This window comes from Streptomyces sp. A18, assembly GCF_059026065.1.
In genome coordinates, this window is the sequence record NZ_JBWLKL010000020.1 from 99343 (window position 1) to 123542 (window position 24200).

The 24200-nt window shown below is 72.1% G+C and carries 27 protein-coding genes; 14 read left to right on the plus strand and 13 right to left on the minus strand.

Translation table 11 applies throughout. The features are described from left to right. The first annotated feature begins 11 nt into the window (after positions 1-11). Entirely contained in the window at positions 12-548 is a 537-nt protein-coding gene (locus tag AC5P1C_RS27155; RefSeq protein ID WP_493868551.1) for an NUDIX hydrolase family protein, read from the plus strand. Positions 549-679: 131 nt separating this feature from the next. Further along, positions 680-1738: a YncE family protein gene (locus tag AC5P1C_RS27160; protein ID WP_493868552.1), complete on the plus strand. Its 1059-nt coding sequence runs from the start codon at positions 680-682 to the stop codon at positions 1736-1738. Positions 1739-1754: 16 nt separating this feature from the next. Here AC5P1C_RS27160 and AC5P1C_RS27165 read toward each other — a convergent pair whose 3' ends face one another. Then, complete coding sequence (locus AC5P1C_RS27165; RefSeq protein ID WP_493868553.1) at positions 1755-2501, minus strand: FadR/GntR family transcriptional regulator; 747 nt, start codon at positions 2499-2501, stop codon at positions 1755-1757. A 211-nt stretch (positions 2502-2712) separates the two neighbouring features. Between AC5P1C_RS27165 and AC5P1C_RS27170 the strand changes: the two genes are divergently transcribed. The 3 genes from AC5P1C_RS27170 (at position 2713) to AC5P1C_RS27180 (ending at position 6977) form a co-directional block, all read left to right on the plus strand. Beyond that, the gene (locus AC5P1C_RS27170) at positions 2713-3990 is read left to right on the plus strand and encodes an SLC13 family permease (RefSeq protein WP_493868554.1); all 1278 of its coding nucleotides are present in this window, start codon (positions 2713-2715) and stop codon (positions 3988-3990) included. Positions 3991-4069: 79 nt separating this feature from the next. Beyond that, entirely contained in the window at positions 4070-5548 is a 1479-nt protein-coding gene (locus AC5P1C_RS27175) for an acyl-CoA synthetase (protein ID WP_493868555.1), read from the plus strand. After that, a complete protein-coding gene (locus AC5P1C_RS27180) occupies positions 5541-6977 on the plus strand; it encodes a carboxyl transferase domain-containing protein (RefSeq protein WP_493868556.1) in 1437 nt (478 codons plus the stop codon). Before AC5P1C_RS27175 ends, AC5P1C_RS27180 begins: the two co-directional genes overlap by 8 nt. Here AC5P1C_RS27180 and AC5P1C_RS27185 read toward each other — a convergent pair. After that, positions 6941-7123, minus strand: coding sequence for a hypothetical protein (locus AC5P1C_RS27185; protein WP_493868557.1), 183 nt, complete (start codon positions 7121-7123; stop codon positions 6941-6943). The two genes, AC5P1C_RS27180 and AC5P1C_RS27185, sit on opposite strands and share 37 nt — an antisense overlap. A gap of 210 nt (positions 7124-7333) precedes the next feature. On the opposite strand from AC5P1C_RS27185, the gene AC5P1C_RS27190 reads away from it, so the two are divergent. Then, positions 7334-8383 (plus strand): NAD-dependent epimerase/dehydratase family protein, encoded by a 1050-nt coding sequence (locus AC5P1C_RS27190; RefSeq protein WP_493868558.1) that lies wholly within the window; start codon positions 7334-7336, stop codon positions 8381-8383. Positions 8384-8411: 28 nt separating this feature from the next. Here the strand turns inward: AC5P1C_RS27190 and AC5P1C_RS27195 are convergent, their stop codons facing one another. Beyond that, the gene (locus AC5P1C_RS27195) at positions 8412-9524 is read right to left on the minus strand and encodes a sensor histidine kinase (protein ID WP_493868559.1); all 1113 of its coding nucleotides are present in this window, start codon (positions 9522-9524) and stop codon (positions 8412-8414) included. Positions 9525-9532: 8 nt separating this feature from the next. Next, a complete protein-coding gene (locus AC5P1C_RS27200) occupies positions 9533-10315 on the minus strand; it encodes a response regulator transcription factor (RefSeq protein ID WP_493868560.1) in 783 nt (260 codons plus the stop codon). 122 nt (positions 10316-10437) lie between these two features. Between AC5P1C_RS27200 and AC5P1C_RS27205 the strand changes: the two genes are divergently transcribed. From AC5P1C_RS27205 to AC5P1C_RS27215, 3 genes are read left to right on the plus strand one after another with little or no spacing between them, the layout of a single operon-like run. Continuing rightward, positions 10438-11199: a glycosyltransferase family 2 protein gene (locus tag AC5P1C_RS27205; RefSeq protein WP_493868561.1), complete on the plus strand. Its 762-nt coding sequence runs from the start codon at positions 10438-10440 to the stop codon at positions 11197-11199. Beyond that, complete coding sequence (locus AC5P1C_RS27210; RefSeq protein WP_493868562.1) at positions 11196-11864, plus strand: TIGR04282 family arsenosugar biosynthesis glycosyltransferase; 669 nt, start codon at positions 11196-11198, stop codon at positions 11862-11864. Before AC5P1C_RS27205 ends, AC5P1C_RS27210 begins: the two co-directional genes overlap by 4 nt. Next, on the plus strand, positions 11861-12550 hold the full coding sequence (locus AC5P1C_RS27215) for a class I SAM-dependent methyltransferase (RefSeq protein WP_493868563.1): 690 nt from the start codon (positions 11861-11863) through the stop codon (positions 12548-12550). Before AC5P1C_RS27210 ends, AC5P1C_RS27215 begins: the two co-directional genes overlap by 4 nt. On the opposite strand, the gene AC5P1C_RS27220 is transcribed toward AC5P1C_RS27215, so the two are convergent. Together AC5P1C_RS27220 and AC5P1C_RS27225 are read right to left on the minus strand one after the other, a co-directional pair. Continuing rightward, positions 12493-13038, minus strand: coding sequence for a hypothetical protein (locus AC5P1C_RS27220; protein ID WP_493868564.1), 546 nt, complete (start codon positions 13036-13038; stop codon positions 12493-12495). The genes AC5P1C_RS27215 and AC5P1C_RS27220 overlap by 58 nt on opposite strands. Beyond that, positions 13038-14312 (minus strand): molybdopterin-dependent oxidoreductase, encoded by a 1275-nt coding sequence (locus AC5P1C_RS27225; RefSeq protein ID WP_493868565.1) that lies wholly within the window; start codon positions 14310-14312, stop codon positions 13038-13040. Before AC5P1C_RS27225 ends, AC5P1C_RS27220 begins: the two co-directional genes overlap by 1 nt. A 113-nt stretch (positions 14313-14425) precedes the next feature. Here AC5P1C_RS27225 and AC5P1C_RS27230 point away from each other — a divergent pair, with 113 nt between their 5' ends. Beyond that, positions 14426-15784, plus strand: a complete 1359-nt coding sequence (locus AC5P1C_RS27230) for a hypothetical protein (RefSeq protein ID WP_493868566.1) — start codon at positions 14426-14428, stop codon at positions 15782-15784. A gap of 277 nt (positions 15785-16061) precedes the next feature. Here AC5P1C_RS27230 and AC5P1C_RS27235 read toward each other — a convergent pair whose 3' ends face one another. The 4 genes from AC5P1C_RS27235 to AC5P1C_RS27250 form a co-directional block, all read right to left on the minus strand. Beyond that, a complete protein-coding gene (locus AC5P1C_RS27235; protein WP_493868567.1) occupies positions 16062-17333 on the minus strand; it encodes an NADH:flavin oxidoreductase in 1272 nt (423 codons plus the stop codon). Then, positions 17330-17836, minus strand: coding sequence for an oligopeptide/dipeptide ABC transporter ATP-binding protein (locus tag AC5P1C_RS27240; RefSeq protein ID WP_493868568.1), 507 nt, complete (start codon positions 17834-17836; stop codon positions 17330-17332). Before AC5P1C_RS27240 ends, AC5P1C_RS27235 begins: the two co-directional genes overlap by 4 nt. Next, positions 17836-17994, minus strand: coding sequence for a hypothetical protein (locus AC5P1C_RS27245; RefSeq protein WP_493868569.1), 159 nt, complete (start codon positions 17992-17994; stop codon positions 17836-17838). The genes AC5P1C_RS27240 and AC5P1C_RS27245 overlap by 1 nt, the downstream gene beginning before the upstream one ends. Positions 17995-18066: 72 nt before the next feature. Beyond that, positions 18067-19233 carry an acyl-CoA dehydrogenase family protein gene (locus AC5P1C_RS27250; RefSeq protein ID WP_493868570.1) on the minus strand — a complete coding sequence of 389 codons (1167 nt, stop codon included), beginning with the start codon at positions 19231-19233 and terminating at the stop codon, positions 18067-18069. 46 nt (positions 19234-19279) lie between these two features. Here AC5P1C_RS27250 and AC5P1C_RS27255 point away from each other — a divergent pair, with 46 nt between their 5' ends. The 3 genes from AC5P1C_RS27255 to AC5P1C_RS27265 all read left to right on the plus strand — a co-directional run bounded on the left by AC5P1C_RS27255 (position 19280) and on the right by AC5P1C_RS27265 (position 22084). Next, positions 19280-20131, plus strand: coding sequence for an enoyl-CoA hydratase (locus AC5P1C_RS27255; protein ID WP_493868571.1), 852 nt, complete (start codon positions 19280-19282; stop codon positions 20129-20131). Then, positions 20128-21201 (plus strand): acyl-CoA dehydrogenase family protein, encoded by a 1074-nt coding sequence (locus tag AC5P1C_RS27260; RefSeq protein ID WP_493868572.1) that lies wholly within the window; start codon positions 20128-20130, stop codon positions 21199-21201. The genes AC5P1C_RS27255 and AC5P1C_RS27260 overlap by 4 nt, the downstream gene beginning before the upstream one ends. Positions 21202-21298: 97 nt before the next feature. Beyond that, positions 21299-22084 carry an SDR family oxidoreductase gene (locus tag AC5P1C_RS27265; RefSeq protein WP_493868573.1) on the plus strand — a complete coding sequence of 262 codons (786 nt, stop codon included), beginning with the start codon at positions 21299-21301 and terminating at the stop codon, positions 22082-22084. Between the two features lie 46 nt (positions 22085-22130). On the opposite strand, the gene AC5P1C_RS27270 is transcribed toward AC5P1C_RS27265, so the two are convergent. From AC5P1C_RS27270 to AC5P1C_RS27280, 3 genes are all read right to left on the minus strand, one after another. Next, complete coding sequence (locus AC5P1C_RS27270; RefSeq protein ID WP_493868598.1) at positions 22131-22307, minus strand: hypothetical protein; 177 nt, start codon at positions 22305-22307, stop codon at positions 22131-22133. A 52-nt stretch (positions 22308-22359) separates the two neighbouring features. Then, the gene (locus AC5P1C_RS27275) at positions 22360-22536 is read right to left on the minus strand and encodes a hypothetical protein (RefSeq protein WP_493868574.1); all 177 of its coding nucleotides are present in this window, start codon (positions 22534-22536) and stop codon (positions 22360-22362) included. Positions 22537-22669: 133 nt separating this feature from the next. Further along, entirely contained in the window at positions 22670-22888 is a 219-nt protein-coding gene (locus AC5P1C_RS27280) for a hypothetical protein (protein ID WP_493868575.1), read from the minus strand. A 290-nt stretch (positions 22889-23178) separates the two neighbouring features. On the opposite strand from AC5P1C_RS27280, the gene AC5P1C_RS27285 reads away from it, so the two are divergent. Further along, complete coding sequence (locus AC5P1C_RS27285) at positions 23179-24111, plus strand: alpha/beta fold hydrolase (protein WP_493868576.1); 933 nt, start codon at positions 23179-23181, stop codon at positions 24109-24111. The last annotated feature ends 89 nt before the right edge of the window (positions 24112-24200 follow it).

Below are 24200 nucleotides of genomic sequence, written 5' to 3' on the forward strand. Positions count from 1 at the left end.
ATGATCAGCCGATGTCTGACACGACCGAAACCACGCCCGGCTGGCTGACCTCCGACGAGCTCGAACAGGCCCGCGCGCGCATGCCGATCCTGTACGTCGAGGCGGTGCCGGTGCGCGTCGACGACAGCGGCGAAGTCACCAGCATCGGACTGCTGTTGGGCATGGGCCGGGACGGGGCGGTCAGCCGCTCCCTCGTCTCCGGCCGGGTCCTGCACCACGAGCGGGTCCGGGACGCCCTGCTGCGCCACCTGGAGAAGGACCTCGGCCCGGCGGCCCTCCCCCGCGTCCCGGCCTCCCTGCAGCCCTTCACCGTCGCCGAGTACTTCCCGACGCAAGGCTTCACGCCGTTCCACGACCCCCGCCAGCACGCGGTGTCGCTCGCCTACATCGTCCCGGTGGCCGGCGACTGCCGTCCCCGGCAGGACGCTCTCGACCTGGCCTGGTTCAGTCCGCAGGAGGCCTCGTCCGAGATCGTCCAGCACGAGATGCCGGGCGGTCACGGCACCCTCCTCAAGCAGGCACTCGCGCACGCCGGGTGCCTGTCCTGACGGGATCTGACAGCAGGACTTCACGGTAGGGATCTGACGGTAGGGGCCTGACGGATTAGGTAAGGCTCGGCTAAGTTGATCGGCGAGTGCCTTCCCTTCGGAGGCACATCTGCCAAGGAGATCGACGCAGCATGAGCTCAACCATCCGCCGGGCCCGCCGTACCACCGCGATCACCGTGTCGCTCGCCGCAGGAAGCGCCCTGGTCTCGACCGGCACCGCGGGCGCCGAGACCGCGAAGACCGGCTCGCCCAGCGCCTCGGCGCCGATCAGGCAAGGCCTGTACCAGTCCGCGTACTCCGAGCGGAACGACGCGCTCTGGGTGACCTCGTCCGTGGGCATGCCGCCCGCCACCGTCACCGACTCCCGTCTCCTGAAGGTCGATCCGGACACGCTGAAGGTCGAGCAGGCCTACGCGCCACCGGTCACGGACGCGGCCACCGGTGCCGTCGAGTCGGTGTACGGCGTCGCCGTCGACGACGAGCACAACACCGTCTGGACGACCAACACCCGCGACAACTCCGTCGCCGTCTACAGCCAGCGCACCGGCAAGCACCTCGCCACGCTGCCGGACGTGACCCACGCCCGCGAGATAGTCGTCGACGAGCGACGCGACACGGTATGGGCGAGCGCCTTCGGCGACGGCGCCCTCGTCGCGTTCGACTCCGAGACCTTCAAGGAGAAGAAGCGCTTCACCGTCCCGGGCACCGGCCCGACGGGCATCACCGTGAACGAGCGGACCGGTTCGGTGTACGCCGCCGACTACCACGGAGCCCGGATCATCGAAGTCTCCCGCCGCTCCGCGACCCCGCGGTTCATCCCGGCGGGCGAAGGGCCCCTCTCGGTCGCCCTCTCCGCGAACGGCCGCACCGCCTACACCGCCGACCAGACCACCGGCACGGTCACGGTGGTCGACCTGCGCAAGGGTGCGGTCACGCGGTCCGTGCCCACCGGCGGGGGCACCAAGTCCGTGGCCGTCGACCGGCGCTCGGGCCACGTCCTGGCCGTGAACCGCACCACCGCCACCGTCACGATCGTCGACCCGCACAAGGGCGAGGTCGTGAAGTCCGTGGCCACCGGCGCGCATCCCAACCACGTCCACGTGGTCGACGGCCACGCGTACGTGGTCGACAAGTCGGGCTCGGGACCGGCGGGCGAGGACCTCCTGACCCGCGTGCGCCTGCGCCGCTGAGCGGCTCAGGGGGAGTTCACGGCGCCGGGTGCTGCGCCTCTGAGTGATCCGCGGTGCCCGCGCCGTCGTCCGGGTTCCAGTCCAGGAGCCGCACCTTCGCGACGGTCCGTACGTGCCGGCGCATCGCGGCCGCCGCCGACCGGCCGCGGCCTGCCTCGATCGCGTCGAGGATCTCGTGGTGCTGGGCGAGTGACCGGGCGGGGCGCCGGACCTGGCGCAGCGATTCGTTGCGGCTCTCGGTGATCTGCTCGGCGATGGAGCGCATGAACTCGGCGAGCAGCGCGCTGTGCGCGGCCGCGGTCACGGCGGCATGGAAGAGCCGGTCGCCCTCGACGCCATGCTCGCCCGCCTCGATCTCCCGCGCCATGGTGTCGAGGGCGCCCCGCATCGCCCGCAGGTCCTCGTCCGTGCGCCGCTCGGCGGCCAGTTCGGCGAGTTTGGTCTCCAGGGCCTCGCGTGCCTCCAGGACGTCGGGCAGCCGCCGCTTGCGTTCCACGAGCCGCTCGACGGGCTCGGCGTCCAGACTGTCCTTGACCAGGTAGGTCCCGCCACCGTGCCGCACCTCGACCAAGCCCTGCACTTCGAGTACGACGATGGCCTGCTTGACGGAGGCGCGGGACACGCCGAGCCGCTGGGCCAGTTCACGCTCGGGCGGCAGCCGGTCACCGGAGCGCAGGCCGCCTTCCCCGACATAGGAACGCAGCCGGTCGAGCACCTGCTCGTACAACCTCGTCCTGCCCATGGGGCGCAGCGCGTCAGACATCCCAACCCCCCATTTCGGTCCCCGTGCCGATGGATCGGCAGCCTAACAGCGGTCGCCTCGGCGGACGAGTGGCCAAGTGGCTCAGCCAATTTCCGTCCGACCCCTTGACGGCCGAAACCGATACCCCGACGCTGAGTTCCGCCAACAGCCGGATTGGCTCAGCCACTTGGCCACTGCACGGCCCCGACGGCCCCAGGAACGGGAGCCCACGATGTCCGCCGAACTCATCTCCATCCTTGTACTCGTGGTGGTCTTCGTGATCGCCACCACCCGCTCGATCAACATGGGCGCCCTCGCCTTCGCCGCGGCCTTCGCGGTCGGCGAGCTGGTCGCCGACCTCGACGCGGACGGCATCTTCGCCGGCTTCCCCGGCGATCTCTTCGTCGTCCTGGTCGGCGTGACCTATCTGTTCGCGATCGCCCGCGCCAACGGCACCACGGACTGGCTGGTGCACGCGTCCATCCGCCTGGTGCGGGGGCGGATCGCGCTGATCCCCTGGGTGATGTTCGTGATCACCGGGGCGCTGACCGCCATCGGCGCGGTCAGCCCGGCCGCCGTGGCGATCGTCGCCCCGATCGCCCTGAGCTTCGCCGCCCAGTACGGGATAAGCCCGCTCCTGATGGGCGCCATGGTGGTGCACGGAGCCCAGGGCGGCGGCTTCTCGCCCATCAGCATCTACGGTTCGATCGTCAACGGCATCGTGGAGCGCGAGAACCTGCCGGGCAACGAGGTGGCGCTCTTCCTCGCCTCGCTCGTCGTCAATCTCATCATCGCCGGGATCGTCTTCGTCCTCTTCGGCGGGCTGAAGCTGGGCGGTCGCGACAACGGCAAGAGCACCGAAGGGGACGGCACCGAGGAGGCCAAATCAGCCGTCAACGACGCCAGTTCGCGGCTCGATCCGGCCAAGATCGCCACTCTCGCCTCCCTGATCGCCCTCGTCGTCGCCGTACTCGGCTTCGACCTCGACGCCGGCCTGAGCGCCATCACCCTGGCCGTGATCCTGAGCGCGTTCTGGCCGGAGTCCAGCCGCAAGGCCGTCGGCGAGATCGCGTGGTCGACCGTCCTGCTCATCTGCGGTGTGCTGACCTATGTCGGCGTCCTGGAGGAGATGGGCACCATCGACTGGGCCGGTGAGGGCGTCTCCGACATCGGCGTCCCGCTCCTCGCCGCCGTACTGCTCTGCTACATCGGGGCGCTCATCTCCGCGTTCGCCTCCTCCGTCGGGATCATGGGCGCGCTCATCCCGCTCGCCGTCCCGTTCCTGGCCCAGGGCGAGATCGGCGCGGTCGGGATGATCGCGGCGCTCGCCGTCTCCGCGACCGTCGTGGACGTCAGCCCCTTCTCCACCAACGGCGCGCTGGTGCTCGCCGCGGCCCCGGACGTCGACCGGGAGCGCTTCTTCCGGCAGCTGATGGTGTACGGCGGAATCGTGGTGGCCGTCGTGCCCGCTGCGGTGTGGCTCGTCCTCGTGGTGCCAGGATTCGGGTAGGACGAACCCCCGGCAGGTCCAACGCCCGGCGGGCCGCCCCTCTACCCGCCCCTCGACGACTACCAAGGAGACCCGCAGCGTGACTTCTCCCCACCCGCCCCTCTTCCCGGCCCTCGTCGCGGGCCCCGACCTGCCCGCCCTGCGCTTCGGCGAGCGCTCGCTGACGTACGCCGAACTCGCGGCCACGGCCGGTTCCCTGGCCGCCTCGATCGGCTCGGCGCACCGGGTCGCGCTGTGGGCGACGCCGACCCTGGAGACCGCCGTCGGCGTGGTGGCCGCGCTGCTCGCCGGTGTACCCGTCGTGCCGCTGAACCCGAAGACCGGCGAGCGCGAGCTGGGGCACATCGTGGCGGACAGCGCCCCGTCGGTGGTGCTCGCGGCACCTGGCGACGAACTTCCGGCCCCCTTGCGTGCGTTGGAGCGTACGGACATCACGGTCACCGGAAGCACGGTCATCGGCAGCGCGGCGGCGGGAGCGACGGCGCCGGAGCTGCCGGCCGAGCCCGACCCGGAGTCCCCCGCCCTGGTCGTCTACACCTCGGGCACCACCGGACCGCCCAAGGGTGCGGTGCTGCCCCGCCGGGCCCTCAGCTCCACCTTGGACGCGCTGGAGGACGCCTGGCAGTGGACGTCCGATGACGTGCTCGTGCACGGGCTTCCGCTGTTCCATGTGCACGGGCTGATCCTCGGCATCCTGGGGCCGCTGCGCCGGGGCGGCTCGGTGCGGCACCTGGGCCGGTTCTCCATCGAGGGCGTGGCGCACGAACTGGCCCACGGAGCCACGATGTTGTTCGGCGTCCCCACCATGTATCACCGCATCGCGGAGGCGCTGCCCGCCGACCCGGGGCTCGCCAAGGCCCTGTCCGGCGCGCGGCTCCTGGTCTCGGGGTCGGCCGCACTGCCCGTCCACGACCACGAGCGGATCGCGTCGGCGACGGGACGCCGGGTGATCGAGCGGTACGGCATGACGGAGACCCTGATGAACACGAGTGTGCGGGCCGACGGCGAACCCCGCGCCGGGACCGTAGGGGTCCCGTTGGGCGGTGTGGAGCTGCGGCTCGTGGACGAGGCGGGCACCGAGACGTCAGACCCCCTGGAGGTCGGCGAGATCGAGGTGCGCGGCCCGAATCTGTTCACCGAGTACCTGAACCGTCCGGACGCCACCACGGCCGCCTTCACCGCCGACGGCTGGTTCCGCACCGGCGACATGGCGGTGCGCGACGACGACGGGTACGTACGCATCGTCGGCCGCAAGGCCACCGACCTCATCAAGAGCGGCGGCTACAAGATCGGCGCGGGTGAGATCGAGAACGCCCTCCTGGAGCACCCGGCCGTACGGGAGGCCGCCGTGACGGGCGAGCCGGACGACGACCTGGGCGAGCGCATCGTCGCCTGGATCGTCCCGACCGACCCCGAACAGCCGCCTTCGCAAGGGGACTTGGCGGACCACGTGGCCGCCCAACTCGCCCCGCACAAGCGCCCGCGGGCCGTGCGCTACCTGACGGAGCTCCCCCGCAACGACATGGGGAAGATCATGAAGCGGTCCCTCCATGCCTGAGCCGGCCCCCGCCCGCCAGACCGCTCGGGCTGCCGTCGCAGGCGTGGCCGATGAGGGCAGCTTTCATGAACTCGCCTATCCCGAGGGCGAGTTCAGCGTTCGTGGACGGGACGGCCCGCTTGCCTGGCATGGATACGCCGACTCCCGCGCCCGCGCTGAGGAGCGCACCGGCGAGCGGGAGTCGGTGGTCTGCGGGACCGCCTCCGTCGGCGGCACCCCGGCGGTGATCGTCTCCTTCGAGTTCGGCTTCCTGGGCGGCTCGCTCGGCGAACGCACCGGAGACCGTCTGGAGGCCGCACACCGTCACGCCCGGGAGCACCGGCTGCCCGTCGTCTCGCTGATCGCGACGGGCGGCAGCCGTATGCAGGAGGGCATGCGCGCCCTGGTCCAACTGCAGCGCGTGGCACGGCAGTCCGAGCTCACCGGCGCGGCGGGCCTGCCCCGGATCGCGGTCCTGCGCGATCCGACCACGGGCGGCGGCTGGGCCACTCTGGGCGCGGGGGCCGACCTGATCCTCGCGCTGCCCGGCAGCCAGGTCGGCTTCGCCGGATCCCGGGTACGGCCGCAGGACGCGGACCCGGCGGCGTACACCGCCGAGGCACAGCTGGCGGTGGGCGCGATCGACGATGTCGTACGCCCCGAGGAACTGCGCGAGGCTCTGGCGCTGCGCCTCAGACTGCTGTCCGCGCACGCTCCGGACACGGACGGCCTCGGCGGGACGGCCGCGCCCACAGCCCCCGAGCCCCCCGCCGCGCTCGGCGGCACCGCCCTGCCCGCCACCGGCTGGGAGGCCGTCAGCCGTGCCCGTGCCGCCGAACGACCGCGCGCCGACGCCTACTTGGACGCGTACTTCACCGAGCGCGCACCGCTGCGCGGCGACCGGTGCGGGGGCACGGACCCGGGGATGCTCTGCGGGTTCGGGTGGCGCGAGGGGCGGGCGGTCGCCTACGCGGCGCAGGGCGGGACGGCGACGACGCCTGCCGGGTACCGCACCGCGGCCCGTCTTGTCCGGCTCGCGGGGCGGCTCGGCATTCCCGTGCTCACGCTCGTCGACACTCCGGGGGCCGCCAACGACGCGGAGGCCGAGCGGGCGGGTGCGGGCGCCGCGATCGCCGATCTCTTCGCCGCCATCGCCGCGGCGCCGGTGCCTGTCACCTCACTGGTGATCGGCGAGGGCGGCTCGGGCGGCGCGCTCGCCCTGGCTGCGCCGGGCAACCTCTGGGCCACGCCGGACAGCTACTTCTCGGTCATCGCCCCGGAGCAGGCCACCGCGATCCTCAAACGGGGGCAGGAAGAGACCCGTGCGACGACGGAGCAACTGCGTCTGCGGCCACAGGACTTGGTCGACCTCGGCGTGGCACGAGGGATCGTGACGGCAGGTGACAGGAGCCGTCACGGCGGCCCGTCGTCCGCCCCCTCGACGACCTGAGCCGCCCTGCGCAGACAGATCTCGGGGAGTTCGGGGGCGCAGCGGATCCAGTCCGCGGTGTCGACACCGGCGATGACGCCCGCGGTCCACATGGTGGCAAGGAGACGGGTCGCCAGGTCGCGCTCCGCGCCCCTGGCCACTCGCAAGGACGTCGTCCAGACCCACGATGCGCAGCACCGCGCGAGCCGCTCTGCGCGACACGACCACCGACGCCGATTTCAAGGCCTGACAGCAGTACGCCCATCCGCTCGGCGAACTTCAGCAGGGCCGTCCAACGCACCGGCGGTTCTTACGGACCCGTGACGGAGCCCCGTCGGTGATCGTCACACCGGCGCGGCGCGCCTAGCGTGGGCCGCATGCGCGTACTTGTCACCGGCGGCGCCGGGTTCATCGGATCGCACGTGGTCGAAGCCCTCTCGGAACGCGGGCACGAAGTGGCGGTGCTCGACGCCCTGCTGCCTTCCGCCCACGCTCGGCCGCCGCGACCGCCCGCCGGGCAGCGGTGGACGGTCGCCGACGTCCGGGACCGTGACGCGGTGCGCGACGCGCTGCGCGGGGTGGACGCGGTCTGTCACCAGGCGGCGATGGTGGGGCTCGGCAAGGACTTCGCGGATGCCCCCGAGTACGTCGGCTGCAACGACCTGGGCACGGCCGTCCTGCTCGCCGCGATGGCCGAGTGCGGGGTACGGGATCTCGTGCTCGCGGGGTCGATGGTGGTGTACGGGGAGGGGCGGTACGCGTGCGCCCGGCACGGGGTCGTCAGGCCGGGACCGCGTGCGGCGGCCGACTTGGACGCGGGGCGCTTCGAGCCGCTCTGTCCCGACTGCGGAGCCGAGTTGGCCCCCGGCCTGGTGGCCGAGGACGCACCCGCCGATCCGCGCAATGTGTACGCCACGACCAAGCTGGCACAGGAGCATCTGGCCGCCGCGTGGGCACGGGCCTGCGGTGGCCGCGCGGTGTCGCTGCGCTACCACAACGTGTACGGCCCCGGCATGCCCCGCGACACCCCGTACGCCGGTGTGGCCTCGTTCTTCCGGTCCTCCCTTGAGTGCGGCCGGGCGCCCCAGGTCTTCGAGGACGGCCGCCAGCGGCGGGACTTCGTGCACGTACGAGATGTGGCGGCGGCCAACGCGCTGGCGCTGGAAGCGGTGCGCGACCGGGAGGCGGGGGCGTTCGCGGCGTACAACACGGGCAGTGGGGATCCGCACACCGTCGGGGAGATGGCCCACGAACTGGCGCGGGCGTTCGGCGGCCCCGCCCCGGAGGTGACGGGTGAGTACCGCCTTGGGGACGTACGCCATGTCACGGCGGACTCGGGGCGGCTGCGGGCGGAGTTGGGGTGGCGGGCCGAGGTGGACTTCGCCGAGGGGATGGCGTCCTTCGCGAAGGCTCCGCTGCGGGGGTAGCCCGCAGCGTGCTCCGGCTGAGCGGCGGCTATGCCCGCGCCGTCGGCAGTGTGACCTCGAAGCGGCAGCCGCCCGCCACGTTGCGGACGGCCGCCCGGCCCTGGTGGGCCTCGACGATGCCGCGCACGATCGCGAGGCCGAGGCCCGCGCCCGCCGGGGGTGTGCGGGACTGGCTGCCGCGCCAGCCGGTGTCGAAGACGCGGGACAGGTCCTCTTCGGGGATGCCGCCGCAGCCGTCGGTCACGGACAGGACCACGCCTTCCGGGGAGCGCTCGGCGGCCACGGCGACGGTTCCGTCGGCCGGTGTGCGGCGGATCGCGTTGATCAGGAGATTACCCAGGACGCGGCTCATCTCCTTGCTGTCGACCTCCACCGGGAGGGCCTCGACGTTGTCGCCGACGAGACGGACCCGGTGTTCGCGGGCGAGCGGGTCGACGCCCGCGAGCGCGTCGCCCACCAGGTCGTAGACGGAGATCCGCGAGGGTGAGAGGGCCAGCGCGCCCGCGTGGATGCGGGAGAGCTCGAAGAGGTCTCCGACCATGGAGTTGAGGCGTTCGACCTCGGTACGGATCTGGCGCAGATAACGCTCCGGTTCGGCCGCCACACCGTCCTCCAGCGCCTCGGACATGGCCCGCAGCCCGGCCAGTGGGGTGCGCAGGTCGTGCGAGATCCAGGCCACGAGTTCACGCCGGGAGCGTTCGAGCGCCCGCTCGCGCTCGCGTGACGCGGCGAGCTTGACGCTGGTCGACTCCAATTCCCTGGTCAATGCCGCCAGTTCGGCGCTGCCGGGTTCGGTCGGCGCGGCGAAACTGCCGCCGTCGCCGAAGGAGCGGGCCGCCAGGGTCAGGGCCTTGCTGCGGGCGACCACCCAGCGGCCGAGGAGCAGCGCGGTGACGAGCGAGACCACGGCCGCCATCGCCACGACGATGGTGACCACCTTGAGGTCGTGCGGCGAGAGGAACATCTCCCAGGCCACCGCGAGCGTTCCGGCCAGCATCGCGAGCACCGCGACGGCCGCCACGACGGTCATCGCCACCGTGAGGGAGCGGTGCCGCAGCATGCGCAGTGCCCAGGCGCCCAGGAGCCCGGCGCTCGCGGCGCCCAGGAAGGCGAAGAGGGCGATGAGGAGGATGTCCTGCATGGGGGGGTTCAGCCTTCGGCTCGGGGCGGATCACTGGCATTCGGGTCACCGGCGCCCGGCGGGGCCTCTCGGGCCTCTCCCTCGCCCGGCTCGTCGAGGCGGTATCCGAGGCCCCACACCGTCTGGATCAGCCGCGGCCTTGCCGGGTCGTCCTCGACCTTGCCACGCAGCCTGCGGATGTGGACGGTGACCGTGGACAGGTCGCCGAACTCCCAGCCCCACACCTCCCGCATCAGCTCCTCCCGCCCGAACGCCTGCCCCGGATGACGCAGCAGGAAGGCGAGGAGGTCGAACTCGCGCAGCGTGAGGGCGAGTTCGGCGCCGCCCTTCGTCGCGCGGCGCGCCACCGGGTCCACCCACAGGCCCGCGGCCCCCAGCGTGACGGCGGCCTCGGGGGCGCGGGCCGCGCTACTGCGGCGCAGCACCGATCCCACCCTCAGGACCAGTTCACGCGGGCTGAAGGGCTTCGTGACGTAGTCGTCGGCCCCCACCTCCAGGCCCAGGATCCGGTCGTCCTCGTCACCGCGGGCGGTGAGCATGATGACCGGCACCGGACCCTTGGCGCGCAGGCGGCGGCAGACCTCCAGGCCGTCCATGCCGGGCAGCATCAGATCGAGGACGACCAGATCGGGCCGGAACACTCCGGCGCGGTCCAGTGCCCCGGGGCCGTCCTCGGCACGGTCGACCGTGTAGCCGCCACGCTCCAGGTAGCCGGCGACGACCTCGGCGACAGTCGGATCGTCGTCCACGACGAGCACGCGAGGCACGTGATCCTGCGGTGAGGGCTGCATACGACAAGAGTCGCACCTCGTACGGAGACTTGCCGGTCAGGGCCGCTTCCGGTTGCCGACGTCCGTGTTTCGTAAGAACCTCAAGTCCGATATGTCTGGTTCGGCTTCGTAGGGTGAGTCACATGACCCCCTCCCCCTCCGTTGAACCCGATGCGCCTGACGCGCCGGACGCGCGCGCCGTTCGGGTCGATGTCGTCCTGCCCTGCCTCGACGAGGCCGCCGCGCTGCCGTGGGTCCTGGAACGTGTCCCCGATGACTGGCGGGCCGTCGTCGTCGACAACGGCTCGACCGACGGCTCGCCGGACATCGCCCGGACCCTGGGCGCCACCGTCGTACAGGAGTCGCGGCGCGGCTTCGGGGCGGCCTGCCACGCGGGCCTCACCGCCTCCGACGCGGACATCGTGTGTTTCTGCGACTGCGACGCGTCCCTCGATCCGGGGCTGCTGCGGACCTTCGTACGCAGGGTGACGGACGGAGAGGCCGATCTGGTCGTCGGACGGCGCCGCCCGCAGGGACGCGGCGCCTGGCCGCCGCACGCGCGGGCGGGCAATCTGGCGCTCGCCCGGATGCTGCGGCGGCGCACCGGCGTACGCCTGCACGACCTGGGCCCGATGCGGGCGGCGCGGCGCGAGGGGCTGCTCGGGCTCGGCCTGACCGACCGGCGCAGCGGATACCCGCTGCAGATGGTCGTGCGGGCCGCCGACGCCGGCTGGCGGATCGAGGAACGCGACGTGCCGTATCTGCCGCGCGAAGGGAAGTCGAAGGTCACCGGCACGTGGCTCGGGACGTGGCACGCGGTGCGCGACATGCGGGCCGTGCTCGCTGAGCCACCTCGCACGGCCGCCGTCCCCCGCTCGGGGCGCGCGTCGGGCGGTGCCCTGTGAGCGCGTACGGCACGACCACCCTGCTCGTCATCGCCAAGGAGCCGCTGCCGGGGCGGGTGAAGACCCGCCTCACGCCGCCCTACACCCCGAAAGAGGCCGCCGAGTTGGCCGCGGCCTCGCTCGCCGACACCCTCGACACCGTGCTCGCGGCCCCCGCACGCCGCCGCGTCCTGGTCCTCGACGGGCGGCCGGGGCCCTGGCTGCCCTCCGGCATCGAGGTGGTCCCCCAGTGCGCGGGCGGCCTGGACGAGCGGCTCGCCGCGGCGTTCGCCGGCTGCGCCGGGCCCGCCCTCCTGGTCGGCATGGACACCCCGCAGATCACCCCCGGCCTCCTCGCCCCGGCGCTCGGCCCTGACGCCTGGCAGGACTGCGACGCCTGGTTCGGCCCCGCCGTCGACGGCGGGTTCTGGGCGCTCGGCCTGGCCGACCCCGATCCGGAACTCCTGCGCGGCGTCCCGATGTCCAGGCCCGACACCGGCGCCCTGCAACGGGCCCGGCTCACGGGCGCCGGGCTGAAGGTGCGCGACCTGCCCCCGCTGCGCGACGTCGACACGGCCGGCGACGCCGGGAAGGTCGCCGCCGCCGCGCCGGAAAGCCGTTTCGCCGCCACGCTCGCCCGCCTCGCGACGGCGGCCGGGCACGCGAGCCGGGGCGGCGGCCGATGAGCACAGCGCCTCCGGACACGAGCCCGCGCAGCACGGCGACGGCCGCACCCTGGCGTGCCGACCCGTACACCAACGCCCTGCGCAACGGCCACGGCCCCTTGTTCCTGCGCCGCAGCGACGGCTGGCTGCTGCCCCTGGACGTCGAGCGCTGGTGCGCGAGCGCCGACGCCGCGGACCTGTCCGCGCTGCGCCGCTGCGAGGGCAGTGTCCTCGACATCGGCTGCGGCCCCGGCCGCCTGGTGGCCGGGGCGGCGGCCCGAGGCCATCGCGTCCTGGGTGTCGACGTCAGCCAGGCAGCCGTCGACCACACCCTGCGGCTGGGCGGCACCGCGCTGCTGCGCTCGGTCTTCGACGCGCTGCCGGGCGAGGGACGCTGGGGGACGGCCCTGCTCATCGACGGCAACGTGGGGATCGGGGGCGACCCCACCGCACTGCTCCGACGCGTCGCCCAACTCCTCGCGCCTGACGGCCTCCTGATCGCCGAGACCGTACAACTGGACGTCGACGAACGGGTGGAGGTGCACGTCGACGACGGGGGCGGCGCACCGGGCGAACTGTTCCCCTGGGCCCGCCTCGGCACCCTCGCGCTACTGCGCCACGCCCGTCCGCTCGGCTGGCACCCGGCCGATCAGTGGAGCACCGACGGCCGTTCCTTCCTCGCGCTGCGCCGCCCGCGCCGCGTCTGAAGCACCCGGCACAGCGCGGATCCCGCGAACAGCACGGCCGTGACGGCCAGCCAGCGGATGAGGAAGACTCCGGCGGGGAGCCCGGTGGCGGACTCGTAGCGCTCGACCTGCCCGGTGACGAGCGGGAACCACACCAGGAGCAACAGCCCGGACAGGAATGCCGGAACGCGTACGAAGTTGATCCACCCCCCGCGGTCCTGCTCCCCGCGGCCCTGCCCCTCACTGTTCCGCTCCCCACTGTTCCGCTCCCCGTGATCGAGCCGCCTCCCGGCGGCCCGCAGCGCCCGGTCGACGAGTGCGTACGCGGGCACGAACAGCAGATCGTGCACCAGCGCCGCACCCACGAACCAGACGGCGATCAGCAGCCAGTCGCCCTCCAGGAGGCGCACCCCCGCATACCCGGCGAGCGCGAACGAGGCGAGCAGTACGAGGAGTTGCAGCGGGCCCTCGCCGTACCACCGCCGGAGGCGGTCGGTCAGACCGGTCATCACAGCTCCCCGAAGGTCAGACGGGACACCCATTTGGTGTTGAGCACGCCGGGCGCGGCCGGAACGATGATCCGTGCCGGATAGCCGTGGTCCGGCGACAGGTCCTCCCCGTTGACGTGCAGCGCGAGGAGGGAGCGCGGATCGCGGACCTGGTTGTCGCGCAACGCGGCCTTGCGGAAGGCTCCGCGCCGCTGCAGGGACTCCACCAGGACGCCCGGCGGATCCTCCTCGAACCCGGCGAGCGCCGCGAGGTCGCGCAGCCGCACGCCGCGCCACCACTGGTCCGACGTCGACCAGCCCTCCACACACGCGATGGGCAACGCGGCGCTGTGCAGCGGAAGTTGGAGCAGGTCGGCGCGGGACAGCGTGACGTCTCCCCGCGAACCACCGCCGACGACCAACCGCCACAGCTCGCCCGTGTCCCGTTGCTCGATGCCCACCCCCGCGGCCGTCTTGTTGATCTGGAAGCCGTTCGGCCCGCTGCCCGGATCCTCGCCGCCGTGCGGGGCGAACAGCGCGGCGCGGCGCAGGGGTCCGTCGAAGTTCTGCCCCGCGGTCGTCACGAACAGCAGGGCGGAGCCCGCACCGACCATGCCGAGCGCGCCCCGCCGCGACACGGTCGGTTCAGCGGGCCGGGTCGCCACGAGCCCCTCCGCGTCGGTCGGCTCGGGACGCGGATCCCGCAGTCTTTCGCGCCACCCCTGCTCGCGCAGCACCCGTACGACCTGGGGCATGCGCAGCACGACATGCGCCACGAACGCGCCGAAGAACACCCAGGCGCCGTAGAAGTGCAGCGGATAGAACGAGCCGGGGAAGAGGTACTCCAGCTGGACGTTGAGGACACCGGTGACGAACTCGAACAGCGCGCCACCGACCAGCAGGAGCAGCGACACCCGCTCGAGGGCGTGCCCCACCGACCGAGCCGGAGGCAGCGCGAAGAGCTTGGGGATCACCGACCAGAGCTTCGCCAGCAACACCGGGATGAGCGTGATCCCGACCGTGACGTGCAGGCCCTGGTTGAGGCGGTAGAGCCAGTGCGGGTCGGTCGGCCAGTCGAAGAGGTAGAAGCCGAGGAGGCCCTTGTCCGGTGTCTTGTCGTTGACCGGTGACAGATTCGGGTTGTACGCGGCGTACGACAGCAGGCCGGTCACGAACAGCATGGTGACACCGGCCAGCAGTACGACGCCGAGCACCGAGGTGAGCCACGGCCCGCGCAGCGGACTGCGCCAGAAACCGGGGGCGGCGGGAGTGGTGACATGTGGTGCGGGGGGCATGGACCGACCGTATGCCGGACCCTGTCCCCCAGCGGGCCCACGACTCATGACGAAACGCTGACGTCGTCCCTCGAAGCCCCGTCACTCGCTCCACCTGCGCCTACCGTGCAGTCGTGAGCACCACAGACCACACAGGCCGCCGCCGTGACCTGGCCGCGGCCGGCATCGCGGCGCTGCTCGTCGCCGTGGCCGTCGTCGTCGGCTCCTCCATCGAGCGCACGGACGGCACCCTGCACCTCAACTGGCCGCCCCTGTACGCCGAATGGGACCCCCACGTCGGGCCGGGCACTCCTGCCGCCCTCATCGTCGCCGTCGCGGTGATCGCGTACGCCCCCGCCCTAGCCGCCCGGCTCTCCTGGCGGGCACTTCTCCTCACCGCCTGGGCCGCTTCGATGGCGTGGATCTGGTCGCTGGCGCTGATCGACGGCTGGCACCGGGGCGTGGCGCGGCGGCTCACCACCAAGTACGAGTACCTCCAGGTCATCGACCGCTTCGAGGACATCCCCGCGACGCTGCGGGACTTCACGCGGCACATCCTGATCGACTCCCCCGGCCACTGGCCCGCGCACACCGCGGGCCATCCGCCGGGTGCCACCCTCACCTTCGTCCTCCTCGACCGGATCGGCCTGGGCGGCGGCGCCTGGGCCGGGGCCTTCTGCATCACGGCGGGGAGCACGGCCGTGGCGGCCGTCCTGATCACGCTGCGCACGCTGGCGGACGAGTCGAGCGCCCGCCGGGCGGCACCCTTCCTCGTCCTGGCCCCGGCCGCCATCTGGGTCGGCGCCTCCGCGGACGGTTACTTCGCCGCCGTCACGGCCTGGATGATCGCCCTGCTGGCGCTCGCGGCGACGCGCACGGTCCGCTCCCCCGCCGCGGCGGCGCTCGGTTCAGGCCTGCTGTTCGGCCTGACGTGTTACCTCTCGTACGGCCTGACGCTGTTCGCCGTTGTCGCCGCCGCCGTCCTGCTGATCACCCGCACCCTGCGCCCGCTCCCGCTCTTCCTGGCCGGTGCGGCCCTCGCCCCGCTCGTCTTCACCCTGGCGGGCTTCGACTGGTGGGAGGCGTACCACCTGCTCGTCGAGCGCTACTACCAAGGGGCGGGCGGCATCAGGCCTTACGGCTACTTCGTGTGGGCCAACCTCGCCTGCACGGTGCTGGTCACCGGCCTCGCGACGGCGGCAGGACTCCGCAGGACGGCGGCATCCGCACCCGGCGCGATCAGCCGTATGCGCACCGGCCGGACGACTCCTGCCGACCGCCTGACCACACTCGTCCTGGCCGCCCTCCTCGCCCTGCTGGCCGCCGACCTCTCCGGCATGAGCAAGGCGGAGACCGAACGCATCTGGCTGCCCTTCGCGACGTTCCTCCTCGCGGCGACGGCGTTTCTGCCCGCCCCGGGCCGACGCCACTGGCTCACCGCGCAGGCCGTACTGGCACTCGCGATCAATCACCTGCTGTTCACGGGTTGGTGAGCTCGCGATGCACAGGGCAGCCCCACGGCGCCGACCGGCCGCGGGCAGGGCGTCGACCTCGGTGCCGAGGTCCTTGACGAGCATCGGCACGCCCCGCAGCGGGCCGTCCGGCAGACCTGCGGCCACCTCGGCGCGGGCAGCGTCGGTGCGGGGGTGGACCACCGCGCCGAGTCACGGGTCACGCTCCTCGATGCGGGCGATCGCCTCCTCTGTGACGGCCTGGGCGTCCCGCTCTCCCTCCTGACGGCCGCGGCGGTGGAGACGGCGTCCGGGCTTCTCACGCCACATACCCCTCGGGCTTGCCCCAGCTCGTGCGGCGGGTGGTGCCGCGGTCGACGAGGACGCAGCGGGTTCCGGTGAAGTTGGTCGGCATGCACTTGTTGCAGTGGATGCACAGGGACGGCGTGTCGGCGTTCTTCTGCAGGCGGTTGATCAGGTCGGGCTCCCGCAGCAGCGCCCTGGCCATCGCCACGAACTCGAAGCCCTCCCGCATCGCCAGGTCCATGACCGGCTTGTCGGTGATGCCGCCGAGCAGGATCATCGGCAGGTCCACGGCGGCCCGTATCTGGCGGGTGTCCTCCAGGAGATAGGCGTCCCGGTAGGGGTAGCTGTGCAGGAACCGCTTGCCGACCGCCTGCACACCGAGCTTGATCGGCTGCGGCATGACGTCGGCGAACTCCTTGAGCGGGGCGTCGCCCTTGAAGAGGTACATCGGGTTGAGGAGGGAACTGCCCGCCGTCATCTCCAACGCGTCGACGGTGCCGTCCTGTTCGAGCCACTGCGCGACCGGGATGGCCTCGTCGAGCCAGAAGCCGCCCGGCACCCCGTCGTCCATGTTCATCTTCGCGATGACCGCGATCCGGCCGCCGACCGCCTCCCGTACCGCCTGCATGATCTCGCGGGCGAACCTGGCCCGGTTCTCCAGGCTGCCGCCGTAGGCGTCGGTGCGGCGGTTGATCTTGGGGCTGAGGAAAGAGCTTGCCAGGTAGTTGTGGCCCAGGTGCACCTCGACGGCGTCGAAGCCCGCGTCGATCGCGCGGCGTGCGGCCTCCGCGTGGGCCTCGGTGATGCGCCGGATGTCCGTGACGGACACCTCCTGCGCCCAGCTCAGCGAGGTGGCGTGGAAGCGTTTCGAAGGGGAGAGCGCCGGGGCGCCGTTGGCCTTGGGGCTCGCGACGGGGCCGCCGTGACCGATCTGCGCGGAGACCGCGGCGCCCTCGGTGTGCACGGCATCGGTGAGGCGGCGCAGACCCGGCATCGCCTCGTCGGTCCAGTGGATCTGGTGCCGATCGGTCCGCCCCTCCTTGGCGACCGCGCAGTACGCGACGGTCGTCATGCCGACGCCGCCGCGCGCGTACGCCACATGGAAGTCCACCAGTTCGCGGGTGACCAGGGACTTGTGGCTCAGTCCCTCGTACGTCGCGGCCTTGATGACGCGGTTGCGGAGCTGGAGCGGGCCGATCGTGGCGGGCGCGAAGACATCGGGGGCCGCGGGCTCGGGGCGGCCGGGCTGCTCGGGGCGGCCGGGCTGCTCGGGGCTGGTCGTCATGGAAGGGTCCTCCTGGACTCGACGTAGTGGCAGGCGATCCGGTGTCCGGGGGCGATCTCCCGGAGGGCGGGGGCCTCTTCGGCGCACCGGTCGGTGGGCAGCGGGCACCGGGTGCGGAACCGGCAGCCTGACGGCGGATCGATCGGCGAGGGCAACTCGGCCGCCATGGCGGCCGGTCCCCCGGTCCCACCGGCGTGCTCGGTGGTTCCTCCCGTGCGGCTGCGCTGGGCCTCGGGCAGCGAGGCGAGCAGCAGTCGGGTGCACGGGTGGACGGCTTCCCGGTGCAGACCGTCGGACGGCAGCGTCTCGCGGACCTTGCCGAGGTACATGACCAGGGCCTGGTCGCTGATGTTCTTCACGACGGACACGTCGTGGGCGATGAACACCGTGCTGAGGCCGCGCTCCCTGGTCGTGGTCTGCAGGAGGTTCAGGATCTGGGCCTGTACCGACACGTCCAGGCTGGAGACGGGCTCGTCGCAGAGCAGCATCTGCGGGTCGAGCATCAACGTCCATGCGGTTCGAGGACGGTCGCGAGCGCGATGAGCAGGATCAGCGGGGGCACGGCGAGCTGCGAGTTCATGGCGACGCCCACCACCCGGTCGACCGACTTCTGGAAGTAGCCGGCCACGATCCCCACGGCCCCGCCGACGACCGTGCCCACGACGACGGCCGTCAGCGCGATCAGCCTGTACGACGGGGTGCGGGGCGTACCGGCCGAAGATGGCGTGTGATCTCACGGCCTGGCCTCTTTGGGCAGGCCGAGGACGCGCTCGGCGATGATGTTCCGCTGGATCTCGTTCGATCCGGCATAGATGGTGTCGGAGCGCGAGAACAGGAACAGGCGCTGCCAGTCGTCGAGGTCGTAGGGCCCGCCGGCGGCGACCATGCCGCCGGCCCCGCAGACGTCCATGGCGAGTTCGCCGAGTTCGCGGTGCCACGTGGCCCAGAAGATCTTGCCGATGGAGGCCTCGGGTCCGGGTGCGCCCGCGGCGACGCCGTCCAGCATCCGCAGGGCGTTGAAGCGGATGGTCTCAAGGCCCGTCCAGGCGCGGGCGAGCCGGTCGCGGATCAGCGGATCGCGGACTGCGCCGTTGCTCCGGGCCAGAGCGATCAGCGCCTCCAATTCCTGGCGGAAGCCGACCTGTTGGCCGAGCGTGGAGACCCCGCGCTCGAAGCCGAGGGTCGCCATGGCGATCTTCCACCCCTCGCCGGGGGCGCCGACGACATGGCCGAGGTCGGTGCGGGCGCCGTCGAAGAACACCTCGTTGAACTCGGATGTGCCGGTCAGCTGGGCGATCGGGCGGATGTCGACGCCGGGCTGATCGAGGGGGACCAGGAGATACGAGAGGCCCTGGTGGCGGCGCGATCCCGGTTCGGTGCGGGCCACGACGAAGCACCAGTGGGACTCGTGGGCGAGCGAGGTCCAGGTCTTCTGGCCCGTCACCACCCAGTCCTTGCCGTCCCGTTCCGCTCGGGTCCGGACGTTCGCCAGGTCCGATCCCGCGTCCGGTTCGCTGTAACCCTGGCACCACAGTTCCTCGACGGCGACGATCGGCGGCAGGAAGCGGGCCCGCTGCTCGGGCGTGCCGAAGGCCACCAGGGTCGGCCCGAGCAGTTGCTCCCCGATGTGGTTCACCCGGGCGGGGGCGCGGGCCAGCGCGTACTCCTCGTGGAAGGCGACCTGCTGCTCCAGGGTCGCGCCCCGGCCTCCGTGCTCCTCGGGCCAGCCCACGCAGGTCCAGCCCTCGGCCGCCATGTGGCGCTCCCAGGCGAGGCGTTCGTCGAACGCCTCGTGCTCCCTGCCGGGGCCGCCGCGGCCACGCAGGTCCGCGAACTCGCCCGTGAGGTGGGTGGAAAGCCAGCCGCGGATCTCGGCGCGGAACTCCTCGACGCTGCTCATGGCAGTACGTTAATCTACCAAACACTTGTTAGGGAAGGAGGGGCGGATGTCCACTGCCCACGACGAACCGGTGCGCTACGAAAAGCGGGGCCCGGTCGCGACGGTCACCATGAACCGGCCCGAATACCGCAACGCACAGAACTCAGCGATGACGTACGCCCTCGACCGGGCCTTCTACGGCGCGGCGGACGACAGCGAGATCAAGGTCGTCGTACTCGCCGGAGCGGGCACGCACTTCTCGGCGGGCCACGACATCGGCACCCCCGAGCGCGATGCCCATCTGCCCTTCGAGCGCAGGGCCGGACTGCGGTGGGACCACTCGGACAAGGCGGGCGCGGAGAGCCGCTTCGCCCGCGAGTCCGAGGTCTATCTGGGCATGTGCCGCCGCTGGCGCGAACTACCCAAGCCGGTGATCGCGTCGGTGCGGGGTGCGTGCGTGGCGGGCGGCCTGATGCTCGCCTGGGTGTGCGACCTGATCGTCGCATCGGACGACGCCTTCTTCGCCGACCCCGTGGTCCGCATGGGCATCCCCGGCGTCGAGTACTTCGCCCACCCCTGGGTGATGCCGCCCCGTATCGCCAAGGAGTTCCTGTTCACGGGCGACCGGATGAGCGCCCGGCGGGCGTACGAGGTGGGCATGGTCAACCGGGTGGTGCCGAGCGATGAACTGGACGCGTCCGTCCATGAGTTGGCGGCCCGCATCGCCGAGATGCCGCGGATGGGGCTCGCCCTGACCAAGCGCGCCGTCAATCAGGCCGAGGACCTGCAAGGCCTGCACACAGGCATGGACTCGGTGTTCGGGCTCCACCACCTCGCGCACGCGCACAACGCCGAGACCGCGCCCGACGCGCTCGGCGGCATGGACATCCGCGCGATGAAGGAGGCGGGAGCCGGGTGAGGACCACCGAGGAGCAGGATGAACTGCGCTCTGCCGTAAGGGCGTTGCTGGAGCGCGAGCAGGGTCCCGCCGCCTGGGTGCCGCTGGCCGAGCAGATCGGCGTGGCCGGTCTGGCCGTGCCCGAGGAGTACGGCGGCGCGGGCGGCGGCGCACGGGACGTACAGGTCGTCATGGAGGAGCTGGGGCGGTACCTGAGTCCCGTGCCGTTCCTCGGCTCGTCGGTGCTCGCGGCGGGCGCGCTGCTCGCATCGGGCGACGACTCGGCGTGCGCCCGGCTGCTGCCGCCGATCGCCGACGGCCGCTCGGTGGGGCTGCTCGCCTGGGCCGAACAGGGCTCCTGGGAGCCGGAGTCCGTGCGTGCCGAGGCAGTGCCGGGGCCGGGCGGCGGCTGGCTGGTCACCGGGACCAAGGAACACGTACTGGACGCCGACGGCGCGGATCTGCTGCTGGTCGCGGCCCGCACCGGCGTCGGGATCTCGCTCTTCGAGGTGCCGGTGGACGGGGCAGGTGCCCACCGTGAGCCGGTGGTGACGATGGATCAGACCCGGCCACAGGCCCGATGGGTGCTGTCCGATGCCGCGGCACGTCTGGTCGGCACCGACGGGGACGGGCACCGGGTGCTCTCGCACGTACGGGACCTCGCCTGTGTCGCTCTCGCGGGCGAGCAGACCGGGGCGGCCGGGCGCTGTCTGGAGCTGACCGTCGAACACGTGCTGCAGCGCGTCCAGTTCGGTCGGCCGATCGGCTCCTTCCAGGCCGTCAAGCACCGCCTCGCGGATGCGTACGTCCTGGTGGAGTCGGCGCGTTCGGCGGCGCTCGGCGCGGCCTTCGCCGCCGACGAGGATCCGGCCGCGCTGCCGCGCCTGGCCGCGGTCGCGGGGTCCGTGTGCTCCGAGGCCTTCTCGGCGGTGGCGGCCGAGATGATCCAGCTGCACGGCGGGATCGGCATCACCTGGGAGCACGACGCCCACCGCTACTTCAAGCGGGCGCACGGCTCGTCACAGCTCTTCGGCCCGGCGGCCCGGCACCGGGAGCGGCTCGGCGCCGAACTCGGCCTGCTGCCCGCATGACCGGCCCCGGACATCTGGACCCCGACATCGAACCCGCGACTTCGCCCCCCGACATCGGACCCCGACATCGGACCCCGAGCATCAGAAAGGACGGGACATGGACATCGACAACCCGCTGGACTTCACCGGACGCGTGACGCTGGTCACCGGCGGTACGAAGGGCATCGGGGCGGCGATCGCCGGGGCGTTCCTCGACGCCGGCGCGGAGGTCGTCGTCTGCGGGCGCGGCGCTCCGCCGTCGCCGCCCCGCGGGGGCGGACGGGAGGCGGTGTTCCTGCCGTGCGACGTCCGTGACCCCGCGGCGGCGGCCGCTCTGGTCGACGCCACGGTGGAGCGGTTCGGCCGCCTCGACGTACTGGTCAACAACGCGGGCGGCTCACCCGACGCCGATGCGGCCACCGTCTCGCCCCGCTTCGTCGAGAAGATCGTCGCCCTCAATCTCCTCGCCCCGTTCTATGTCGCGCAGGCCGCCAACAAGGTCATGCGGGAGCAGGAGAGCGGCGGCACAGTGATCAACATCGGCAGTGTCTCCGCGCACACCCCGCAGCCGGGCACGGCCGCCTACACCGCGGCCAAGGCGGGACTCCTCGCGCTGACCCGGGCCTTGGCCCTGGAGTGGGCACCGCGCGTGCGGGTCAACCACATCACCACCGGCCTCATCCGCACCGAGAGCGCCTCGGAGGTCTACGGCGCTGACGGCGGGGCGGCGGTGGCCGACGTCATTCCCATGGGGCGGATGGCTGTCCCCGAGGACGTGGCCCGCGCCTGCCTGTATCTCGCCGGTGACCTGTCCGGATACGTCAACGGCGCGGACCTCGCGGTGCACGGCGGCGGAGAGGTCCCCGCGCGCTTCCTCGCGGCGCGACGAGGCACCCCCGGCTGACGCGCGTGGTGCCCGGCGGCCAGACGAGATGGTCCTCGACCGCGAGTCAGACCAGATTGTTTTCGACCGCGAGGCCGAACGCCCCACGGCCGTACATGGCCAGGGCGCGTTCCACGTCGTTGGCCACGTGGGCGCTGCCGGCGTGCGCGTCGCGCCAGGACCGCTCGACGGGGTTGGCGCGACGCGGTGAATGGCCGCCCGCCGTCTTGAACAGCAGGTCGATCGCGGCGACCGCCCGCTCGGTTCCCCCTGACCTGGTCGCGCCGGGTCCACAGTCACAGCTCCATCGGGATCTCCCCTCCGGCTGCGGCGAGTTCGGACAGCTCGCGCAGGTTGCGGTCCATCTGCAGGACGGTCGCGTCGATGTCGGAGGCGGCACGGGAGATGGCCACCTGTGCGAAGAGGGCCTCGGCGAACCGGCCGCCACCCAGGCTCAGTAGGGGCCACCTCACGGTGACCCCTACTCCTCGCGGCTCGTCGCGCCACGCTTCCCCCGTCAGCGTGGCGCGACGCACGCCGGTTGCCGCAACTCCCCCGTCGAGAACCAGCGTTCTCCGCACACCGTAGTGCGGAGAACGCTTGTTCTCAAGTGGAGCGGTGCCGCCCGCACCGCCATCGGGGCACAGCGGCAGGCTCGGCTTCGGACTCCGGCGCCGAAAAGGGCGCTTGGGCCGGCGAGCTGCCGCCCTCCAGTCCGGCGAGCCCCGCATCCAGTGCGTGCCGGAGCGCGAGGGCATCGTCGGCGAGGACCGTGAGGAGCACGCCGGTGATCAGCTTCGTCCCGTCCGGGAAGGTCGCCTCCACCTGCAACTGGGCGCAACGACAACAACATCGGACCACGCTCCGCTCCGGGGACGAACCGCCCACCACCGAAGCACGCCACGCCCACCCCGCACCCCCGCCACGCCCTCCGCCGCGAAGCACACCCCCGGGTGGGCCGGTGTGCGGGGCGGAGCCGCTGTCCCCCACGTGAGCGACGTGCAAGTGCACTCCCGGGGGTGACGATTCCGGATCGCCGTTTCCCTAGCGTTCAGCCGTGGCCACAGCGCCTCGGAATCACCGAACCTCCCCCCCAATTTTTCTTGGAGTTCCTCATGATGCGCACCATCAAGGCAACCGCCGTGGCCGCACTGTGCTGTGCCATGGCCGGCGCGGGGCTCGTCGCCTGCGAGGAATCCTCCTCCGAGAAGGCCGCAGAGAAGGCCGTCGACAAATCCATCGAGGACGCCGTCGACGATGCCGTCGGCGACACGGACACCTTCTCCGGAACCAAGAAGATCAAGGTCGGAGGCCGGTCCGTGAACGTCTCCTGCACCGGCAAGGCGGCGGAGAAGAACCAGCCGGTCGTCATGCTCCTCGCCGGTGCGGGTGACGGTCTCGGCAAGATGGCCGGCCTGCAGAAGACCCTGAGCAAGCAGGCCAAGGTCTGCTCCTACGACCGGCTCGGCGAAGGCGCGAGCGACAAGCCGGACGGCATCCAGCGCCAGGCCGACAGCGCGAAGATCCTCACCGCCGTGCTCGACCGGGTCACCGGTGACGGCCCGGCCGTCCTGGCCGCCCACTCGCTGGGCGGACTGATCGCCGCGCGGTACGCCCCCGAACACCAGGACCGGGTCAAGGGCCTGGTCCTGATGGACGCCACCATCCCGGCGCTGAACGCCGGCTCCTCGAAGGCGATCCCGAAGTCGGCCACCGGCCAGGGCGCCGCGCTGCGGGAGCAGACCCTGGAGATCAACAGCGGCAAGAACCCGGAGCAGTACGTCATCGAGGACGCGAAGGTCGAGTCCGCCGGCGACATCCCCGTCGAGATCATCAAGCACGAGAGCCAGTACGCCGAGGTGCCCGAGTACGGCCCCGCCCTGGAAGACATGTGGTCCAAGGGTCAGAAGCAGTGGCTGGGGCTCTCCGCCGACAGCAGGCTCAGCACCGCGGCCAAGAGCGGCCACTACATCTACGTCGACCGGCCCGACCTCGCCGTCAACGCCGTACGGAAGGTCACCGCGCAGGCCACCGACGACCTGCGATAAGCGGTTCACGGTGATCGCCCACGGGTTGGTGGCACGGCGGACCGGGCACCTTCCGCCCACGGAGACCTCCCGGCGTGCCGAGCAGGTCG

Coding starts and splice junctions, on each gene's coding strand:
- AC5P1C_RS27215 (WP_493868563.1), top strand. CDS start 11,861: ATGAGCACAGCGCCTCCGGACACGAGCCCGCGCAGCACGGCGACGGCC.
- AC5P1C_RS27200 (WP_493868560.1), bottom strand. CDS start 10,315: ATGCAGCCCTCACCGCAGGATCACGTGCCTCGCGTGCTCGTCGTGGAC.
- AC5P1C_RS27205 (WP_493868561.1), top strand. CDS start 10,438: ATGACCCCCTCCCCCTCCGTTGAACCCGATGCGCCTGACGCGCCGGAC.
- AC5P1C_RS27265 (WP_493868573.1), top strand. CDS start 21,299: ATGGACATCGACAACCCGCTGGACTTCACCGGACGCGTGACGCTGGTC.
- AC5P1C_RS27195 (WP_493868559.1), bottom strand. CDS start 9,524: ATGCAGGACATCCTCCTCATCGCCCTCTTCGCCTTCCTGGGCGCCGCG.
- AC5P1C_RS27285 (WP_493868576.1), top strand. CDS start 23,179: ATGATGCGCACCATCAAGGCAACCGCCGTGGCCGCACTGTGCTGTGCC.
- AC5P1C_RS27190 (WP_493868558.1), top strand. CDS start 7,334: ATGCGCGTACTTGTCACCGGCGGCGCCGGGTTCATCGGATCGCACGTG.
- AC5P1C_RS27240 (WP_493868568.1), bottom strand. CDS start 17,836: ATGCTCGACCCGCAGATGCTGCTCTGCGACGAGCCCGTCTCCAGCCTG.
- AC5P1C_RS27160 (WP_493868552.1), top strand. CDS start 680: ATGAGCTCAACCATCCGCCGGGCCCGCCGTACCACCGCGATCACCGTG.
- AC5P1C_RS27235 (WP_493868567.1), bottom strand. CDS start 17,333: ATGACGACCAGCCCCGAGCAGCCCGGCCGCCCCGAGCAGCCCGGCCGC.
- AC5P1C_RS27155 (WP_493868551.1), top strand. CDS start 12: ATGTCTGACACGACCGAAACCACGCCCGGCTGGCTGACCTCCGACGAG.
- AC5P1C_RS27250 (WP_493868570.1), bottom strand. CDS start 19,233: ATGAGCAGCGTCGAGGAGTTCCGCGCCGAGATCCGCGGCTGGCTTTCC.
- AC5P1C_RS27220 (WP_493868564.1), bottom strand. CDS start 13,038: ATGACCGGTCTGACCGACCGCCTCCGGCGGTGGTACGGCGAGGGCCCG.
- AC5P1C_RS27255 (WP_493868571.1), top strand. CDS start 19,280: ATGTCCACTGCCCACGACGAACCGGTGCGCTACGAAAAGCGGGGCCCG.
- AC5P1C_RS27225 (WP_493868565.1), bottom strand. CDS start 14,312: ATGCCCCCCGCACCACATGTCACCACTCCCGCCGCCCCCGGTTTCTGG.
- AC5P1C_RS27180 (WP_493868556.1), top strand. CDS start 5,541: ATGCCTGAGCCGGCCCCCGCCCGCCAGACCGCTCGGGCTGCCGTCGCA.
- AC5P1C_RS27165 (WP_493868553.1), bottom strand. CDS start 2,501: ATGTCTGACGCGCTGCGCCCCATGGGCAGGACGAGGTTGTACGAGCAG.
- AC5P1C_RS27170 (WP_493868554.1), top strand. CDS start 2,713: ATGTCCGCCGAACTCATCTCCATCCTTGTACTCGTGGTGGTCTTCGTG.